Origin of the sequence: Halopenitus persicus, assembly GCF_900107205.1 — an archaeon.
Classification (GTDB): Archaea; Halobacteriota; Halobacteria; order Halobacteriales; family Haloferacaceae; genus Halopenitus; species Halopenitus persicus.
Map to the genome: position 1 here is coordinate 104,795 of NZ_FNPC01000009.1, position 16,780 is coordinate 121,574.

Here is a 16,780-nt window from a genome sequence, read left to right on the forward strand (position 1 = left end):
ATGCGAACGAGATTCACTCCGGGGCCCACGGAGGTCCCGGAAGCCGTGCGGGAGGCGATGGCGGCCGAACAGCCGAACCCGGACGTCGAGGCGGCGTTCGCCGAACGGTACGAGGCGGTGTGTGGGAAACTCGCGACGGTCTACGGGACCGACCACGACGTCGTGGTGCCGGGCGGCGAGGGGATCCTCGGACTCGAGGCCGCGATCGCGTCGCTCGTGGCGCCGGGCGACCGCGTGCTCTGCGTCTCGAACGGGCTCTATGGCGACGGGTTCGCCGACTTCGTCGAATCGTACGGCGGCGAGGCGACCGTCGTCTCGGCTCCCTACGACGAGGGCTACGACCTGGCGGCGGTCGACGACGCGCTCGAGACGGCCGCGGCGGAGGGGTCCCCGATCGAGGTGGCCACGCTGGTCCACTGCGAGACGCCGACGGGAACGCTCAACGACATCGGTCCGGTGCTCGACCGGCTCGAGGATCACGACGTGGTGAGCGTCGTCGACGCGGTCTCCGCGCTCGGCGGGACGCCGGTCCCGACCGATCGGATCGACGTCTGTCTCGGGGCGTCCCAGAAGTGCTTCAGCGCTCCGCCGGGGCTCACGACCGCCGCGATCAGCGACCGTGCCTGGGACCGGATGACGGAGCGCGATCCCGCCTCCCTGTACACGAACTTCCTGCCCTGGCGGGACGTCTCGGAGGGGTTCCCGTACACCCACCTGAGCGCGAACGTCGCCGCGCTCGATGCCGCGCTCGACCTCCTGCTCGAGGAGGGGCTCGAGTCGGTCTTCGACCGCCACGAGCGCGCCGCCCGGCGCTGTCGCGAGCGCGGCCGCGAGATCGGCATCGAGATCTATCCCGACCCCGAACGCGCCTCGCCGACCGTGACCGCCTTCCACCTGCCGGGCGAGGCGGAATCGATCCGCGATCGGGTGGAGGCTGACCACGACGTCGTTCTCGCCACGGGGCTCGGCGATCTGTCGAGCGAGATCCTCCGGATCGGTCATATGGGATACAACGCCGACGTCGAGAAGGTGGACCGCGTGATGGACGCGGTCGAGGCGGTCGTGGAGTGACGGCAGGCGGTCGTGGAGGCGGCGAACCGATTCGCGTCCGGCGCCCGCACGATCAGCGGTCGTCGAGGAACCGGCGCGTCCGTGCGGCGACGGCGGCGCGGAAGTCGTCCATATCGATCGCCTGCCTGCCGTCGTGGAGTCGGTCGTGGTGCTCGCGGGCGATGGCCTCGAGAACGCGGTCGTACAGCGCGTCGAAGGTGACCGGTCGTCCGGCCTCCTCGAGACGTGTCGCGACGCGCTCGAACCGGGCCCGAGTCGCGTAGCGGTCCGCCGCCGCGTGGGCATCGACGGGGACGGATGTGGACGCAGCTCCGGACTCGGTGGGAGTGGACCCGGACTCGGATGCGGCCGCGAACGGCGGTTCGGCGTCGCCGCTGAACTCGGGATGGGGGAGAACGGCCCGGCGACCCGCCTTGTCGCGTATCACGACCCCCGCGGCGGGACCGTCGTAGTATGCCGACTCGGGGATCGGATAGGAGTCGGGGTCGAAATCGCGTGCCCGGACCTCCCGGTCGACGGCGTGGACGGGGACCAGGTCGAGCGCCTCGAGGACGCGCTCGACCGCGTCCGGCGGGAGGAACCCGGCGGACGCCGACCGGACGTCGAACCCGAGAAACGAGGGGGTCCGCTCCCAGTCGTAGTCGATCGCGTGTCGGTGGGTCGCCTCGCCGAAGACGGTCACGTCCTCGACGTTCCCGACCGCCTCGCGAAGCGCGTCCCGGTCGAGCCGCTCCCGAACGTGCCGGACGGCGTGGCGGTAGGGCGCGGGGATGTCGGCCGGATCCTGATACACCCGGTTCCGGTCGCCGAACCGGATGGCGCCGGAGTCGCGCAGCTGGAACCGGAGGTGTGCGCCGTCGACGTGCTCGAGAAGCCAGAGGTGACCCTCCTCGAGGAGGCCGTCGGGAGCGTTCTCGACGTGGGGAACGGACGGATAGGTGTGCATCGGGTGTGGTGGATACGTGTCCGGGGATGTGTGGGTATCGTCGTCGGCCACGGACCGACATCGTCGTCGAGTCGACGTTCGACCCGGCTCGATTTATGAATGTCCCTCAATAGTGACGGCGGTGACCCGATGTGGTCGGATTGCCGTCACGGGGAGCAGCAGCTTCCGGGGACGTCAGTCGACGACCTCGCCCGACTCGCTCGCGCTGACACGGTTCCATTCTTCGGAGCGTCGTCAGTTCCGCTTAAAAGGGTGCCTCGGAATTACCGGCCGACCCGCGGCTCGGGCCCTCCTGCTGCATCGACCGCTCCATCGGGTTCGAGCCGATGTCATCGGCGTCCTCGGGAACCACGGTCTCGTCGCCCGTCTCGAGGTAGCGCTCCTCGAGCTCCTCGAGCTGTTCGTTGATCGCCTCGCTCTGGTGGTGCATCCGGTCGGCGCGCACGCGCACGAGGTCGTACTCGTGGCGGTCGCTCAGCCCGTTCCAGGCGCGGAACGAGCCCATCGTCAGGGTGTGGGTCTGCGGGCAGAACGGCGTCGTCGGGGTGAACTCCGCCCGCAGTACGTCGGGGTCGTCGGCCTCTTCCGCGTAGCGGTAGCCCGCGCCCGGGTGGCGGGTGTCGAGGTTCAGCCGCGCGAGGTTGTAGTTGAAGGTCATGTCGTACACCTTGCGCTCCTCGAAGCAGTCGTGGGTGATCCGATGGAACGCGACGTGGTCCTCGCCGGTCAACACGTCGTGTCCCTGAAGGAATCGTCCCGGTCTCGGGATGTGGTCGGGCACGAACGCGTCCTCGTCGTCGAAGAGATCGTCGTCATCGCCGCCGAAGGGTGAGGGGAAACCGGCCATACGCGTCGATCGGCACGCGTCGGCCCTATGGCTGCTCCCGGATATGTTCGCCCGGCTCGCTGGTGGGTCGAACGATCGGTCGAACGATGGGTCTGCCCGGTCAAACGATGGGTCTGCCCGATCGAACGATCGATCCGCCGGACGTCGCTACAGCCGGTGTTCGGCCCGCCCGCGTTAATCGTCGACACGCGAGAGCGCGATCTCCCTGGCGGTGTCGGCCTCGGTCGGCGGCTCCGCGGTCACCTCGATCGCGGCGACCCACTTGACGCTGCGCCAGCAGTCGGCGTCCTCGCCGGGCGGAACCAGGCGTGCGGGGCCGCCGTGTTCGACGGGCAGGGGTTCGCCCTCGAGTTCGAGCGCGAGCACCGACTCGGACAGCCGGTCGAGCGGGAACGCGCAGGCGTACTCGCCGTCCATCGCGCGGACGAGCGCGTGGCCGGCCTCGTGAGTCCCGCCGACGGTCGCCGCCAGGAGCCGGCCGATCCGGACGCCGCGCCAGGTCAGGTCGGTCGCGGTCCATCCCTCGAGACACGAGAAGTCGCCCGAGAAGGTCTCGTGGGGAAGTGCCGCCAGGTCGTCGTACGTGACGGTCACGGACTCGGCGTCGGTGGTTCGGTCGGAAGGGTCGGAGTCCCGGCCGGAATCGACGTCGGTCGCGGGTGTCGTGATCCGGAGCGTCCACTCCGCGGTCGGATCGGCGGCCGACTGGCCCGCCCCGCCGAGCGCCTCGCTGACCGCGTCCGGGACCGGGTGCGAGACGAGGTCGGCGGTCGCATCGCTGTCGGACGGGGCGACGGGGTCCGGTTCGGGCGGCGTGTCAGTCATCGTGATTCAAGCGCCGTCATCCTACACGTACACGCGAACGACGTGGCCGCCGCAGCCGCACTGTTCGATGTACTCCCACTCGAGATCCCCGTCGTCGAACGCCGTCTCGAGGTGATCGAAGAGGTACTCCGAGGGGTGGCCGTGCGCGCCGTGGGTGACCAGGTTGACGTGGTTGTCGGCCGCGGTGTGTTCGATCGCGTCGATCGCCTGCTCGACGACGAGGTCCCGGGAGTCGGCGTGTTCCATCCGCTCGAGGTTGGCCGACCAGGAGTTGTGGTGGACGTGGTCCGTCACCGGCTGCGCGTCGTGATCGTGGTCGTGGTCGGCGTGGTCGTGGTCGTCGGGGTCGTCGTGTTCGGCGTGATCGTGGTCGGCGTGATCGTGATCGTCGTGGTCGTGAGTGGTGTTCGTCATTCACCTCGAGAGTGGTCCCACGTACGGAAGAACCCCGAGCCGAATATGTTCCCTCACCGACTACGGCCGGAGCCGTCAGTCGGTTCGCGGCTCGGCGGTTTGCGCCTCGAGCCAGTCGAACTGCGCCTCGAGTTCGCGGCGTCGCTGGCGTTTGATGACCGTCGCGTCCAGGACGTCCCCGACGATCGCCACGTCGAGCGCGAACTCCGTCGTGGCGGTGACCTCGCTGCCGCCGTCGGCGGCCGTGACGGTGTAGGAGGTGGTCATCGCCTCGAAGATCCCCTCCTGCTGCACGTATTCGAGGGTAACGGCGGCTCGGCGTCCGCGAGGGAGTCGTCCCCCTCGAGGCCATCGGTCACCTGGAGCGTGAGCTCGATCGTGGCGATTCCGACCCGGTTCGCGACCGCGATCCGGTCGCCGTCGACCGTCACCTCGTCGAAACCGGCGGCGGCCATAAACGGCTCCAGGTCGGCCATCGCGTCGGCGACGGACGTCGGGTCGGCGTCGATCCAGCGCGTGAGGGTGACGGATTGCATAGGCGGGGAAACGGGGCCCTGACGGAAGGATTTCGGGGGTCGATCGTCCTTGGTTTCCGGGCGAACTCGGTTCCCGGGCGAACGCGGCTCCCGGGCGAACGTGGTTCCGGGGCGCGCTCGATCCGGGCGAGCCCGGTATCGGGGCGAACATTTTCGGCGCAATCGGGAGGGTCATCGGACTCGAACGTCGAGTATGGAGGCGACAACGGCGGTCTCGGAGACGGACGCGCCGACCGACCGACCGACGGAGACGCTGGACGCCCGGGATCTCCCCCCGCCGCGACCGCTCAAGGACACGCTCGAGCGGCTCGCGGCGCTCGAGGACCGGACCGTCCTGGTCCAGTTGAACGACCGCGCGCCCCAGCATCTCTACCCGAAGATCGAGGACCGGGGCTACGTCTACGAGACGATCGAGGCGGACGACGGCGTCGTCGTCACCGCGATCTGGCGGGAGTAACCGCGGGACCGGATCCCCACGCCGAGGGGAGGATCGAACCGGCGACGGGCGCTCAAGCAAACCGGCGACGGACGCTCGATCGAACCGGCGACGGGCGCTCAGTCCGAATATGTTCGCACTCGCGTTCATTGTGGTTCGTCTTTTAGGAGTACCTAAATGGTGTCCGTTTCACTCACCCTGTCGGTGCCGAAGCGCGTCTGGATCGGCGAGCTTTCCCGGGATTTCCCCGAGGCGACCTTCCGCGTTCGGTCGGCGCAGTCGTGTGACGGCGTGGGCGTCGGGTTCGTCGAGGTGCTCGCGAGCGACCCCGATCGGGTGCTCGATCGGATGCACGAGTACGAGGCGGTTCACGAGGTGGAGGTCTTCCAGCGCGGGGCCGACCGCGCGCTCATCCAGTTCGAGACCGACGAGCCACTGCTGTTGCGCGTCCTCGACCGGACCGGCGTCCCGGTGGAAATGCCCTTCGAGATCAGGGACGGCGAGGTCGACTGGGAGCTGACGACGACCCGAAACCGGCTCTCCTCGCTCGCCGACGAGCTGGACCAGTCGGAGGTGCGGTTCATCGTCGAACACGTCTGGGACAGTCCCCGGTTCGACCGCGTGCTCACCGACCGCCAGAGCGAGGTCGTCGAGACGGCGATCGACCTCGGCTACTACGACTCCCCGCGGGGCTGTACCCAGGGCGAGCTCGCCGACGAGCTCGATCTCGCGAAGTCGACGTGCTGTGAGATCCTCCACCGCGCCGAGGAGCGGATCGTCAAGGAGTTCGAGGGCGGCGACCGGCCGGCGTTCACGCAGCCGACGCCGGCCCCGTAGAGCGATCCGTGGCCCGTTGGTCGGAAACCCAGCGGGAATATAGTCGCGTCGACCTTTATAAGCCCGGAGGCCGTATTCTCGGGTGATGGTTTCTACAGGAGACACCGCACCGAGTTTCACGGCGACGATCGGCACGAGCGACCACGAACCGTTCGACCTCGACGACGTGCTCGGGGACGGCCCGGTCGTGCTGGCGTTCTTCCCGGGCGCGTTCACGCCCCCGTGCACGAACGAGATGATCGCCTTCCAGGAGCGGCTCGACGACTTCGCGGACGCCGGCGCGACCGTGCTCGGCCTCAGCGCCGACTCGCCGTTCTCGCTGGGGGCGTTCCGCGAGGAACACGGCATCGAGTTCGACCTCGTGAGCGACATGGCCGGCGACGCGATCCGCGCGTACGATCTCGAGATCGACATCGCGGAGCTGGGCCTGCACGGGATCGCGAACCGCGCCGTCTACGTCCTCGACGCCGACGGCACGGTCGTCTACGACTGGGTAGCCGACGATCCGACGAACGAGCCGGACTACGAGGCGGTACTCGAGGCCGTCGAGTCGGCCTGATTCGGGAGCCGCCGCAGCAGTCGATCCGACCGAGCCGCCGACCGTTTTTTTCCGGTCCGTTCGAAAACTGTTGTTTCTCTCCTCCGCCGGCGAATTTCCCGGCCGATTCGACGACGAATCGTTTCCGGCCGATTCGACGGCGAACCGCTTCGCGTCTCACTCGTCCCCGTCGGGGACGGTCGTTCGATTCGCCCGGCGGAGCACGAACGGCCCGATCGCGAGCGTGCGCCGCGCCATCGTCGCGATCCGGAGCAGGAAGGAGACGAGCAACAGAAACGGCGTGACGGCGACCGTCGTCGCCGCGGCCACCGCCAGCACCAGCACGTCGACGCCGAGGATCGACCCCTCGACGACTGCAGTGTTGAAGAAGAGCAACATCGAGATCGTCACGATCAGGGCGGGAACGGCGGCGTACAGCATCGCCCTGGAGAGCGCGATCAGCTCCCACTGGAAGTAGAGCGTCTTGAAGTGCTCGCGGGCGAGCCCGAACTGCTCGAGGGCATCGAGGAGGTCCGCGTGCGCGTCGCGGGCCGCGTCGGGGATCGCGTCCGCGTGGACGGTTCCGATCCGGCGCGCCTGAAACACCTTCCAGGAGTAGTTGAAGTTCAACGCGGCACCGATCACGGCGTAGGTTCCGAACTGGGCGTCCGTGAGGTCGGCGCGCACGCGATCCGCGTGGGTGGTGAGTTCCGTGACGAAGTCGTCGACGTCCTCGAAGAGGTCGTCAGCGTCAGCGTCGCCGGCATCTGACTCGTCGCCGGCATCTGACTCGTCGCCGGCATCTGACTCGTCGGCGTCGTCGGCGTCGTCGACGTCAGTCGTGGACTGGTCGAGCGCGTCCCGGAACGCGGTCGCGCGGTCGGCACACGCGCCGACGAGCGCGGCGATGAACGACCCGGGATCCGCGGGACTCACCGGCTCGTCGATCGTGTCCGCGACCGACTCCCGGAACTCCAGCGCGCCGTCGAGGCGTTCGCGCTGGTCGTCGACGGCCCCGAGCTCCTGGGAAAGCACCAGCGAGTTGATCGACACGACCAGGGTGACGCCGGTGATGAGCGCCGTGGTCAGTCCCTGAAACAGAGTGTGGATGACGTCGGTGGACCGCATCACGGACCGAAACGGGGTCGGCGTCGCGGCGCTGGCGGCCACGACCCCGAGGAACACGGCCGCCATCAACCCCGCCGCGACCGCGCGGCGGTCCGCCTCGAGCAGTACCCGCTGCTTCCAGGTCGAACCCGCGCTCCGTTCCGCCATCGTGTCGCTCGGGGCTGCGCTCTTGGACATCGTCGGAGTCCGGCTACACGCCCTGAACGCAAAATACCCCGGGAACGGAGTCGGCAGTCGGTTCCCGTCGCCGGTTAGCTTCGGCGGCCGAACACGATGGCCGCCGACAGCAGGGCCGCGATGGCGGTCCCGACGCCGAACCCGGGCGCGGAATCGCTCGTCGCTCCCGCGTCGGCGGTTGCGCTACCGGTCGCACCTGGGCCGTCATCCGGGGAGAGAACCATCTCGAATCCGTCGAGGCTCGTTCCGGGCTCCCAGACGTGGGTCCCGTCTTCGACGGCGGTCGGGGCGGGAGTCGCCGCGGTCGTCGAGTAGCCCTCGGGGGGCACCACGACGAACTGCCGATCGGGGGTGAATCCGCTCGCAAACGGCTCGGCGAGGACGATCGATCCGTCCGTCGTCGTCGCCAAGTCGGTCCAGTGAACCGACAGCTCCACGACGCCGGTGTCGTCCACCGTGGTGAGATCAACCGACCCGTCGTCGATCGCCATCTCTCGATCGACGTTGGTCGCCGTCTCGTTGGCGACCGACCGCATCCGTGAGGCGAACCGGTCACGGAGGTCGGTTCGTGCGGTCGAGTCGTTCCGGAGGTCCTCGAAGGCGGCGCGTTCATCGTCGGCCTCGAGGTCGTAGGTGAGACGCACGGTCACCGTCGCGTCGCCGTCGTCCTCGAGGGCGACGGTGAACGCGGGCTCGTCGTCGGAGTGGCTGGTCGCCGCGACGGACCCCGTCGCGCCCACGAAAAGACTGCAGACGACGAGAACCGTGAGCCCTCCCGCAAGAAGTCGACGTCGTGATCGAGAGCCGGCCGGGCTACTCATTGACCGGCCCCCCGCGTCCGTTCATCCCGACCATTCGTGGGTCGGGAGCGTATTCCTCCGGGTCGGGATCGTGTCCGTCAGTCCGCGTGTCTCGGCCCGTCAGTCGATCAGCCTGCGTCATCAGTTTCCACCGGGACCGCCCTGTGCGGAGCCGCCCTGGGAGGATCCGCCGGCGGAACTGCCACCTGCGGAACCGCTTTGCGAGGAGCCGGCGCCGGCCCCGTCGTCAGCGGCGTCGTCCGAACCGTCCTCGGAGGCGTCGTCGGTTGCCGACCCGTCATCGGTTGATCCGTCCTCGGCCGACTCGTCATCGGCCGACGAGCCGTCGTCCGTGGTTTCGGTCCCCGCATCACCGCTCATCGAATCGTCGTCCGTTTCGTCGGTGTCATTTCCGTCGGCAGCATCCGGTCGGCCCGCATCGTCCGGTCGTCCGGCGTCGTCAGGCTGCTCGGCGGCCTCGTCCGAGTCGGCTTCGCCATCGGACTGGCCGGCATCGTCCGGTCGGCCGGCATCGTCATCCGGACCCGCATCGCCATCAGGACCGGCAGCCTCCGGCGGACCTGCGTGGGCGGGTCGGCCGATGTTCTCGGGCGGCCCGGCGATGTCACCAGCGACGGCCGAGGCGTTCCCGTGGAGCTGGCTAGCGTTGCGTCGCAGCTCCTCGATCGCGGACGCGTTGATGCCGCGTTCCTCGAGGAGTCCGGGCGGGAGCTCCTGAGCCGTGTTCGCGGTCTGGTTCGAGATCCGCTCGAGCGTGCGGAGTTCGGCCGCGATCCGGGCCGTTCGTGACCGGTACTCGCCGTGGGAGATCGTGCCGTTCTCGTACTGTGCCTCGAGTTCGACCCGTCGGTCCTCGAGCTCGGCGATCCGTTCGGAGGTGTTCTCGGCGGACTCCGACACGATGTCGGCCTTCGAGCCGTTCGAGACCGCGCTGGCGATGCGCAGGCCGAACGCTCGGGTTTCTATCTCGCCGTCGATCTCGGCCTCCTGCACGCCCACGACGCCCGAGAGACGCTCGCCGGGGCTGACGTCGTCGTCCGACTCGTTGGCCTCCGCGGTGTCGTTCTCGGCGTCGTCCGCGGTGTCGTTCTCGGCGTCGTCGGTTTCAGTTTCCGTTTCGGTCTCCGTCGTCTCGTTGGTATCGGTGGAGACCTGCGGTCGATCCCCATCGAGCGGTTCCATCGCGTTCGCGCCGGTGCTCGCCTGTCCGCCGACGCCGGCGGCGGCCGCGGGTGCGGCCCCCACGGTCGAGACGACGAGCGTGATCGCGATCAGCAGTGTCGCGGTTCGATTCATTGCACTCGAGGAATGGACGGGGAGGGGGATATAAATGGACGACCGTCGAGCCGATTTTGGAACGTTTAATCCGGATTAAATCGGTTTCCGTCCGGTGATCTCGGCTTTGGACACCGATCCCCGGTATCGAGCGACCCGGTTTTACGAGCGGTTCATTTCAGTCACCGCGCGCGGGACGTCGGGTCGTCGCGAACGGGACGTCGGGTCGTCGCGAACGGAACGTCAGGGGTGTCGCGAACGGAACGTCAGGGGTGTCGGGACGGTCACCCGCAAGGATCGAACGGCCACTTCCGGGAACGACCGCCTCGAAGGGACCGAGCGCGAAGTCATCGTGCGGGAGGTTCATTTATATACTACGGTACGGACATGTTCGAGCACCGTCGCCAATAAATTGGAATTCAATTACCTATTGAAGTGTATGATGCACATATGCTCAAATGGAGGGAGACCCAATGTCCCAATCACACAGTATCCCACGGCGGACGTTCATGAAGGCGGCCGGTGCCGGTGCAGCGGTGTTGACCGCGGGTTGTCTCGGTGCCCCCCGTGCGGATGCGGGCGCCCAGGCGCAGACCACCCCGGAGGCGGACGGGGGCGGACTCGACCCGGCGAAGTCCGTCGACCTCGACCGGATCGCGGCGGACCCGACCGACCTGCCGGACCCGGTCGACTGGAGCGAGCCGCGCCACCACGAGATCGAGCTGGAAACGACCGAACGCGTCGCCGAGATCGAGCCGGGCGTCACGTTCGATTACATGACCTTCAACGACCGGATCCCCGGTCCGATGGTCCGCGTGCGGCGCGGCGACACCGTCACGCTTCGGCTCACCAGCGACTCCGGCAACTCGCTGCCGCACAACATCGACTTCCACGCGGTGTACGGCCCGGGCGGCGGCGCCGACGACACGACGATCGCGCCCGGCGAGAGCGCCGAGATCCAGTTCAAGGCGACCTACCCCGGCGTGTTCATCTACCACTGTGCGGTCCCGAACATGGACCACCACATCAGTGCGGGAATGTTCGGCGCGATCCTCGTCGAGCCCGAGGACGGCCTGCCGGAGGTCGACCGCGAGCTCTACTTCGGCCAGCACGAGCTCTACACGACCGGTGACACCGGCGAGAAGGGCCACCACGCCTTCGATATGGAGGCGATGAAGGCGGAGGAGCCGACCTACGTCTGCCTGAACGGCGAGGCGTACGCCTTCACCGGCGACGGATACGGTCCGATCACGGTCCAGAAGGGCGAACGGATCCGGATCTTCCACTCCGTCGGCGGACCGAACCTGATGAGCTCCTGGCACGGGATCGGGAACGTCTGGGAGACGTTCTACCGCGACGGCGACCTGGTCTCCGACCCGGACCGGTACGTCGAGACGGCCCCGGTCGCACCCGGCACGGTCGCGGCGGCCGAGATCGACACGCCGGTCCCCGGCCCGATCAAGCTGGTCGACCACGCGCTCTCGCGGGTCGCCCGGAAGGGAATGCTCGGGGTCATCCAGGTCGAGGGCGAGGAGGAGCCCGAGATCTTCAACCCGGACCCGTAGCGTCCGGTCGTGGTCCCGGCTCCGCGACCCGGCCGGTCAGCCTCCGGGCGGACTCGCCGGTCGTTGCACTGATATCCGACCGTTCGTCGAGCGATGATCCGGCTAGGAAACGAGGAGAGAGCGTCATAGAAGAGTTCACACATCCTTCGGAGTGTTCAGTGCAAGCGAGTGATTTAACGCAGGATATGTTGACTTGTCTACCAGGTGGTAAGACACCCGTGCGAGATACAGAGGTTGACATCCTCCCCACCCTGAAGGGCGGGGTTTTAGCCTTGTAACTTCCATAAGCTCCGTCGAGTGTCAGAAACACTCCACAGGCTGTCCCTGCGTGATCGGATCTACAACCAGTCTTGACACGTTCTCTTGGAGTTTCTTATCGACCGCCCGGAGAACTACCTCGTCGTCGACGTAGTACGAGGCGTATAGGAGTGGTGAGTCGATTTCGATCGGGCCATCGTCTCCTTCGATTTCGGCATCATACGTGTACGCAACCTGTACAATCGCTGCCCCATCCGGGGCGTCGTGGATCTCCGTCTCCTCAATGGAGACGCTCACCTGGTTCAGATATGTTCCCCGCTGAGAGTACGTCTTGGTCAGGCGGTAGGCCCGTTCGTACCGTGCCGCGTAGGAGCGTACTTCCTCGTCCGACAGCGAGTCCGGCCGTGTCGGATACGTGTACCGTTCAGCGTCTCCTGGGGGATCCGCGTCAGGTCCTGGTGGTACTGGCCGAGTTGCAGCGTCACATTCATATGTCGGTGTTTCGGCTGTCTGGGTCGGGCTTCCCGTCTCGGACGCACCCTCACGGTCTGGACTCTGTTCGTTTAGGCACCCGCTCAGACCACCTACGAGGCCGGCAGACGCGTACGTAAGGACTCGCCGACGGTTCATATTCAATGAGTGACATCTACTATTAAATTCCTTTCCGAAGGACAAAACACCATTGTAGTAGCAGTTGCCTCAGTGGCCGTCCAGTCTGTGCAAGATTCACGCTCCGTATCTCGCACAGTTATCAGAATAGATCTTCGAACTGGTAGAAATTCGTATTGGCCAATACAGACGAACGCTATATCACACCCACATACAGACGAGCGCTATATCACACCCACTCCGGAATTATCCACATTCTGTCAAGAGCTGCTTACTGAATAGAGAGGGTATATCGTTCATCTTCATTGGCTCGTTCACTGTTGGGGAAAAAATATTACAGCTTGACGCGCAAGCAGTATTTATGTCCCCGACTCGGCGACAGTTCCTCCTCGCAAGCACCGGCGGAATTACCGGGCTTGCTGGGTGTTCGGCGCTTTCCGACCCGGAACAATCCCTGTTGATTTCGGTCCACAATTACACCGAATCGCGTCACGAGGGATACCTACTCATCGAAAACGATGGCACGGAGGTCATCCGCCAGTACGTGGAGGTTTCTGCCGCTCCGCCGGACGAATGGACGACGGTAGAAACAGAGGTCGCACTCGGTGAGATGGCCACTGGTACCCGTCTCGATGTGACAGCAGCGTTCGATGGCCGCGAGCCAACCAGGTCGATCACGCTGGATTGCCACCCCGAGTATACTGGCGACGCCATATACGTACAATTTGAACCCGACCGTCCTATCAATCCAAAAGTGAACAACCCTTGTTATGACGAGTTCCCATCACCGGAAGCGTCCCAAGGAGGAATCAATCAGTCATAGCCGGTTGCTGCAACTGCGCTGTGTATTCGGCAAACCGTTATGAACATCAACGCAACCTGGTAGAAATCTCAGCGGTACATTCGCAGGCGGGTTCTCACGACCGATTCGGTTATGGGCCGCTAAACACCGTGACGAGAGTTCCATAACACCCTCGGAGCGAGGAGGCGATTCACAGGCGATGGAGGTGAACGTCCCGGGCTTGACCCCGAAGCTGAAGTCGACACGCTGTGACACCAGCCAGTAGGATCCCTTGACACCGAGGCGGTTCACCGCGGCCGGGATGGCTCGGTCCGGGTTTGGCTTCGAGGTGGATCCCAACGCCGGTGATTCACGAATCGGGGATCGGGCCCGTCGATCCCACAACGGGGGAGATCGGGCTAGAATGCGGCGACGTCGGAGCGTGAGTCCTCGGACTCCGCCGACGAGAGTTCGTCGAATCCCTCCGGAAGCGGGCCGTCGTACCCCTCGGGGACGTACGGACAGAGGGGGTCGCTTGCGAGGGGATCGCCGGTCGTCGCGTACGCACGCGATCGACTCCCGCCACAGACGTGTCGGTATTCGCAGGCGCCGCACTTGCCGCGATAGGCGTCCGGATCACGGAGCTCCTCGAAGAGGTCGGCGTTCCGGTAGACGTCAACGACCGACCGATCCCGGACGTTGCCGGCGGACTCGGGGAGGAATCCCGAGGGGTACACCTCGCCGGTGTGGCTCACGAACGCGAACCCGCGGCCCGCCGTGATGCCGGCGCGGCGGGGAGACGACGACGCCGTCGTGTGTGCTTCGTCGGTGGCGCCTTGAAGCCCGACGCGGCGGTAGAAGGGGGCCTCGGTCGTCTTCACGCCGAAGCGCTCCTCGTCGGCGACCGCCTGGAGCCACTCCATCACGGCCTCGGCGCGGTCCGGCGCGATCGGATCGAGGACGCGGCCGCGGCCGACCGGGACGAGGAAGAAGACGCTCCAGAGGACGGCGCCGAGGTCCCGAACGCGATCGCGGATCGCCGGGAGTTCGTCGACGGTGTCGGCGCAGACGGTCGTGTTGATCTGCAGCGGGAGCCCCTCGTCGGCGGCAGCCTCCGCGGCGGCGACCGTGTCCGCGAAGCTCGCCTCGCCGCGGAACGCGTCGTGGGTCTCGGCGGTGGCGCCGTCGAGGCTGAGCGCCATTCGTTTGATTCCGGCATCCGCCAGGTCGGCGACGCGATCCGGGGTGAGCGAGCGCGTGCCGCTCGGCGTGATCGTCATCCGGAGGCCCAGGTCATCCCCGTAGGCGGCGAGTTCGAGGAGGTCGGGCCGGGTGAGGGGATCGCCGCCGGAGAGGACCACGAGCTGGTTCTCGCCGAAGTCGGCGGCGTCCTCGAGGAGGCGCTTGCCCTCCGCGGTGGTGAGCTCGTCGGGATGCCGGGCGGGTTGGGCGTCGGCCCGACAGTGTCGGCAGGCGAGTTCGCACGCCTGCGTCACCTCCCAGATGAGGACGACCGGTCGTCGGTCGGTATCGATGTGGTCGAACATCCGTTAGGCGGGGATTGGAATCCGACGGGCAAGGGTTCTCGACCGAACTGGTTCGGATGGGGTTATCAGTCGACGGGAACGGTCGGGTGGCGGTTTAGCGACCGTCTCGAACCGCCCGCTATGGCCGATGAGGATACTCCGGGGGATGACTCCCCGGTCTCGAACGGGGACGAACGTCCGGTGGAGGATGAGCGCTCGGTTAAGGATGAGCGCCTGGTCGAAGACGAACGCTCGGCCGAGGATGAACGCCTGGTCGAAGACGAACACTCGGCCGAGGATGAACGTCCCGCCTCGATCGAGACGGCGACCCGCTCAGCGGAGACTGCGCCACGGGCAACGACCGAGCGGCGCTGGGAGGTGTTCGTTCGCGAGGACGCCGATGACCCGCTGACCCACGTCGGGACGATCGCGGCGCCGTCCCCGGAGGTCGCACACGAGGAGGCGAGCACGCTGTTCGCGTGGTACGCCCGGGACCTCTGGGTGTGTCCGGCCGACGAGACGTATCGGTATTCCGCGGAAACGCTCGGAGCGGAGTACGAGGACACGGACGACCCGGAAGAAATGCCGGGAGATCCGTCGGAAGATGGACCGAGCGCCGAGTCACGCTCCGAACCGCGCGTGTACGAGGAAACGGAGGGGACTCCGAACGTGCGAGCCGGTGGCGTGGATGGCGGAGCGAAATCGGAACCACAAGCCACGAACGGAGGCGATCGCGAGTGATCTCGATCAGCAAGCTGCTGTGCGGACTGGACGCGGAAAGCGACGGGCTCCGGTACGACGCCGCGGCGGACTCGAGCGTCGAACAGATCACCGAACGCAAGCAGCGGCGGCCGGTCGTGGTCTGGAACACGACGAAGCGGTGCAACCTCTACTGTGACCACTGTTACGCCTCGGCGGACACCGAGGGCGTGCCCGGCGAGCTGTCGACGGCGGAAGGGAAGGCGTTGCTCGACCAACTGGGCGAGTTCGGCGTGCCGGTCGTGCTGTTCTCGGGGGGCGAGCCGCTGGTGCGCGAGGACCTGCCGGAGCTTGTGGCACACGCCGTCGACGCCGGGATCAGGCCGGTGCTCTCGACGAACGGCACGCTGTTGACCGAGGAAAAGGCGACCGAACTGAAGGACGCCGGGCTGCAGTACGCCGGCGTGTCGGTCGACGGACTCCCGGAGCGGAACGACGCGTTCCGCGGGAAGGAGGGCGCCTTCGACGCCGCGATCCGGGGGATCGAGGCGTGTCTCGAGGTCGGACTCAAGACGGGGCTTCGGTACACGATCACCGACCGGAACGCGGCCGACCTCGAGGGCGTGATCGACCTGCTGACCGACGTCGGAGTCGACCGCTTCTGTTTTTACCACCTCGATTACGGCGGTCGCGGCAAGGAGATCGTGGACGCGGACCTCTCGCCGGGCGAAAAGCGGGATGCGGTCCGGCGACTCTGTGATCTCACTCGCGAGTACCACGCTGCCGGCGAGGAGATCGAGACGCTGCTGGTGGGGAACTACGCCGACGCCGGCTACCTCGTCGAGTACGCGCGCCGCGAGCTCGGGGAGGAGACGGCCGGCCGGATCCGGACGGCGCTCGAGCGCAACGGCGGCGATCCCGCCGGGGAACGGATCGCCGACGTCGACCCGGTCGGGAACGTCCACCTCACGCAGTTCTGGCAGGGATACAGCCCGGGGAACGTCCGCGATCGACCCTTCGGCGCGATCTGGCGCGACGAGGTCAATCCGCTGTTGCAGGCGCTGCGGAACCGGGAGGACCGATTACGCGGGCGCTGTGGCGAGTGCCGCTATCAGGACGTCTGCCGCGGCGGTTCGCGATTACGGGCGATGACGGTTCACAAGGACCTGTTCGCGCCGGACCCGCAGTGTTATCTCACCGACGAGGAGATCGGCGTGTCGTCGGAGCCGACGTCAACGAACCCATCGGCATCGGCGGACTGACCGACGCCGGTGGTTGTTGGACGAGGCGGAAGTAGTGGTGACGTGGTGAGTGAGTGAGTGAGAGAGTACGTTTCGTGTGCTTTCGGTCGAGCGGGGGAGGGTGGAGTTGGGAGCGGAAAACGGGATGACGTTCCGAGTGAGAGAGTACGTTTCGTGTGCTTTCGAACCGGGAGGGTCGGGGTGTGGAGGGGAGAAGGTGAACGGTGAAGGACTTCGGGACAAGCGGTTC

Annotated in this window: 17 protein-coding genes and 1 pseudogene; 8 read left to right on the forward strand and 10 right to left on the reverse strand. The window is 66.8% G+C overall.

The genetic code is table 11. The annotated features are described in order from the left end of the window. Positions 1-1,071 carry a pyridoxal-phosphate-dependent aminotransferase family protein gene (locus BLV25_RS13635; RefSeq protein ID WP_218128642.1) on the forward strand — a complete coding sequence of 357 codons (1,071 nt, stop codon included), beginning with the start codon at positions 1-3 and terminating at the stop codon, positions 1,069-1,071. A 52-nt stretch (positions 1,072-1,123) separates the two neighbouring features. Here the strand turns inward: BLV25_RS13635 and BLV25_RS13640 are convergent, their stop codons facing one another. The 5 genes and pseudogenes from BLV25_RS13640 to BLV25_RS18180 all read right to left on the reverse strand — a co-directional run bounded on the left by BLV25_RS13640 (position 1,124) and on the right by BLV25_RS18180 (position 4,639). Next, positions 1,124-2,017: an RNA ligase family protein gene (locus tag BLV25_RS13640; protein WP_092734283.1), complete on the reverse strand. Its 894-nt coding sequence runs from the start codon at positions 2,015-2,017 to the stop codon at positions 1,124-1,126. Positions 2,018-2,261: 244 nt separating this feature from the next. Next, on the reverse strand, positions 2,262-2,864 hold the full coding sequence (locus tag BLV25_RS13645) for a hypothetical protein (protein WP_021073647.1): 603 nt from the start codon (positions 2,862-2,864) through the stop codon (positions 2,262-2,264). 174 nt (positions 2,865-3,038) lie between these two features. Then, positions 3,039-3,689, reverse strand: a complete 651-nt coding sequence (locus BLV25_RS13650) for a molybdopterin-dependent oxidoreductase (RefSeq protein ID WP_092734286.1) — start codon at positions 3,687-3,689, stop codon at positions 3,039-3,041. 21 nt (positions 3,690-3,710) lie between these two features. Continuing rightward, positions 3,711-4,103, reverse strand: coding sequence for a CGCGG family putative rSAM-modified RiPP protein (locus BLV25_RS13655; RefSeq protein ID WP_092734289.1), 393 nt, complete (start codon positions 4,101-4,103; stop codon positions 3,711-3,713). A 75-nt stretch (positions 4,104-4,178) separates the two neighbouring features. Then, positions 4,179-4,639, reverse strand: a pseudogene (locus tag BLV25_RS18180) (SRPBCC family protein). Between the two features lie 193 nt (positions 4,640-4,832). On the opposite strand from BLV25_RS18180, the gene BLV25_RS13665 reads away from it, so the two are divergent. From BLV25_RS13665 to BLV25_RS13675, 3 genes are all read left to right on the forward strand, one after another. Beyond that, complete coding sequence (locus BLV25_RS13665) at positions 4,833-5,096, forward strand: DUF2249 domain-containing protein (RefSeq protein WP_092734292.1); 264 nt, start codon at positions 4,833-4,835, stop codon at positions 5,094-5,096. Positions 5,097-5,252: 156 nt separating this feature from the next. Beyond that, entirely contained in the window at positions 5,253-5,912 is a 660-nt protein-coding gene (locus BLV25_RS13670) for a helix-turn-helix domain-containing protein (protein ID WP_021072467.1), read from the forward strand. An 85-nt stretch (positions 5,913-5,997) separates the two neighbouring features. Continuing rightward, positions 5,998-6,471 (forward strand): redoxin domain-containing protein, encoded by a 474-nt coding sequence (locus tag BLV25_RS13675; RefSeq protein WP_021072466.1) that lies wholly within the window; start codon positions 5,998-6,000, stop codon positions 6,469-6,471. A 156-nt stretch (positions 6,472-6,627) separates the two neighbouring features. On the opposite strand, the gene BLV25_RS13680 is transcribed toward BLV25_RS13675, so the two are convergent. The 3 genes from BLV25_RS13680 to BLV25_RS13690 all read right to left on the reverse strand — a co-directional run bounded on the left by BLV25_RS13680 (position 6,628) and on the right by BLV25_RS13690 (position 9,872). Beyond that, complete coding sequence (locus BLV25_RS13680) at positions 6,628-7,755, reverse strand: hypothetical protein (protein WP_092734295.1); 1,128 nt, start codon at positions 7,753-7,755, stop codon at positions 6,628-6,630. A gap of 74 nt (positions 7,756-7,829) precedes the next feature. Then, positions 7,830-8,495 (reverse strand): DUF7345 domain-containing protein, encoded by a 666-nt coding sequence (locus tag BLV25_RS13685; protein WP_176819502.1) that lies wholly within the window; start codon positions 8,493-8,495, stop codon positions 7,830-7,832. Positions 8,496-8,696: 201 nt separating this feature from the next. Continuing rightward, positions 8,697-9,872 (reverse strand): DUF7096 domain-containing protein, encoded by a 1,176-nt coding sequence (locus BLV25_RS13690; RefSeq protein WP_092734300.1) that lies wholly within the window; start codon positions 9,870-9,872, stop codon positions 8,697-8,699. Between the two features lie 488 nt (positions 9,873-10,360). Between BLV25_RS13690 and nirK the strand changes: the two genes are divergently transcribed. Next, entirely contained in the window at positions 10,361-11,416 is a 1,056-nt protein-coding gene (gene nirK, locus BLV25_RS13700; protein WP_039402193.1) for a copper-containing nitrite reductase, read from the forward strand. 300 nt (positions 11,417-11,716) lie between these two features. Here the strand turns inward: nirK and BLV25_RS13705 are convergent, their stop codons facing one another. Next, a complete protein-coding gene (locus tag BLV25_RS13705; protein WP_092734306.1) occupies positions 11,717-11,971 on the reverse strand; it encodes a hypothetical protein in 255 nt (84 codons plus the stop codon). 673 nt (positions 11,972-12,644) lie between these two features. Here BLV25_RS13705 and BLV25_RS16940 point away from each other — a divergent pair. Beyond that, positions 12,645-13,106: a hypothetical protein gene (locus BLV25_RS16940; RefSeq protein ID WP_143114462.1), complete on the forward strand. Its 462-nt coding sequence runs from the start codon at positions 12,645-12,647 to the stop codon at positions 13,104-13,106. A 377-nt stretch (positions 13,107-13,483) separates the two neighbouring features. Here the strand turns inward: BLV25_RS16940 and BLV25_RS13710 are convergent, their stop codons facing one another. Continuing rightward, positions 13,484-14,611 (reverse strand): TIGR04053 family radical SAM/SPASM domain-containing protein, encoded by a 1,128-nt coding sequence (locus BLV25_RS13710; RefSeq protein ID WP_092734309.1) that lies wholly within the window; start codon positions 14,609-14,611, stop codon positions 13,484-13,486. 294 nt (positions 14,612-14,905) lie between these two features. Here BLV25_RS13710 and BLV25_RS13715 point away from each other — a divergent pair, with 294 nt between their 5' ends. Together BLV25_RS13715 and BLV25_RS13720 are read left to right on the forward strand one after the other, a co-directional pair. Then, positions 14,906-15,331: an Htur_1727 family rSAM-partnered candidate RiPP gene (locus tag BLV25_RS13715; protein WP_256335741.1), complete on the forward strand. Its 426-nt coding sequence runs from the start codon at positions 14,906-14,908 to the stop codon at positions 15,329-15,331. Continuing rightward, positions 15,328-16,551 (forward strand): TIGR04347 family pseudo-SAM/SPASM protein, encoded by a 1,224-nt coding sequence (locus BLV25_RS13720; protein WP_092734315.1) that lies wholly within the window; start codon positions 15,328-15,330, stop codon positions 16,549-16,551. Before BLV25_RS13715 ends, BLV25_RS13720 begins: the two co-directional genes overlap by 4 nt. Positions 16,552-16,780 lie beyond the last annotated feature (229 nt).

Coding starts and splice junctions, on each gene's coding strand:
- BLV25_RS13635 (WP_218128642.1), top strand. CDS start 1: ATGCGAACGAGATTCACTCCGGGGCCCACGGAGGTCCCGGAAGCCGTG.
- BLV25_RS13640 (WP_092734283.1), bottom strand. CDS start 2,017: ATGCACACCTATCCGTCCGTTCCCCACGTCGAGAACGCTCCCGACGGC.
- BLV25_RS13645 (WP_021073647.1), bottom strand. CDS start 2,864: ATGGCCGGTTTCCCCTCACCCTTCGGCGGCGATGACGACGATCTCTTC.
- BLV25_RS13650 (WP_092734286.1), bottom strand. CDS start 3,689: ATGACTGACACGCCGCCCGAACCGGACCCCGTCGCCCCGTCCGACAGC.
- BLV25_RS13655 (WP_092734289.1), bottom strand. CDS start 4,103: ATGACGAACACCACTCACGACCACGACGATCACGATCACGCCGACCAC.
- BLV25_RS13665 (WP_092734292.1), top strand. CDS start 4,833: ATGGAGGCGACAACGGCGGTCTCGGAGACGGACGCGCCGACCGACCGA.
- BLV25_RS13670 (WP_021072467.1), top strand. CDS start 5,253: ATGGTGTCCGTTTCACTCACCCTGTCGGTGCCGAAGCGCGTCTGGATC.
- BLV25_RS13675 (WP_021072466.1), top strand. CDS start 5,998: ATGGTTTCTACAGGAGACACCGCACCGAGTTTCACGGCGACGATCGGC.
- BLV25_RS13680 (WP_092734295.1), bottom strand. CDS start 7,755: ATGTCCAAGAGCGCAGCCCCGAGCGACACGATGGCGGAACGGAGCGCG.
- BLV25_RS13690 (WP_092734300.1), bottom strand. CDS start 9,872: ATGAATCGAACCGCGACACTGCTGATCGCGATCACGCTCGTCGTCTCG.
- nirK (WP_039402193.1), top strand. CDS start 10,361: ATGAAGGCGGCCGGTGCCGGTGCAGCGGTGTTGACCGCGGGTTGTCTC.
- BLV25_RS16940 (WP_143114462.1), top strand. CDS start 12,645: ATGTCCCCGACTCGGCGACAGTTCCTCCTCGCAAGCACCGGCGGAATT.
- BLV25_RS13710 (WP_092734309.1), bottom strand. CDS start 14,611: ATGTTCGACCACATCGATACCGACCGACGACCGGTCGTCCTCATCTGG.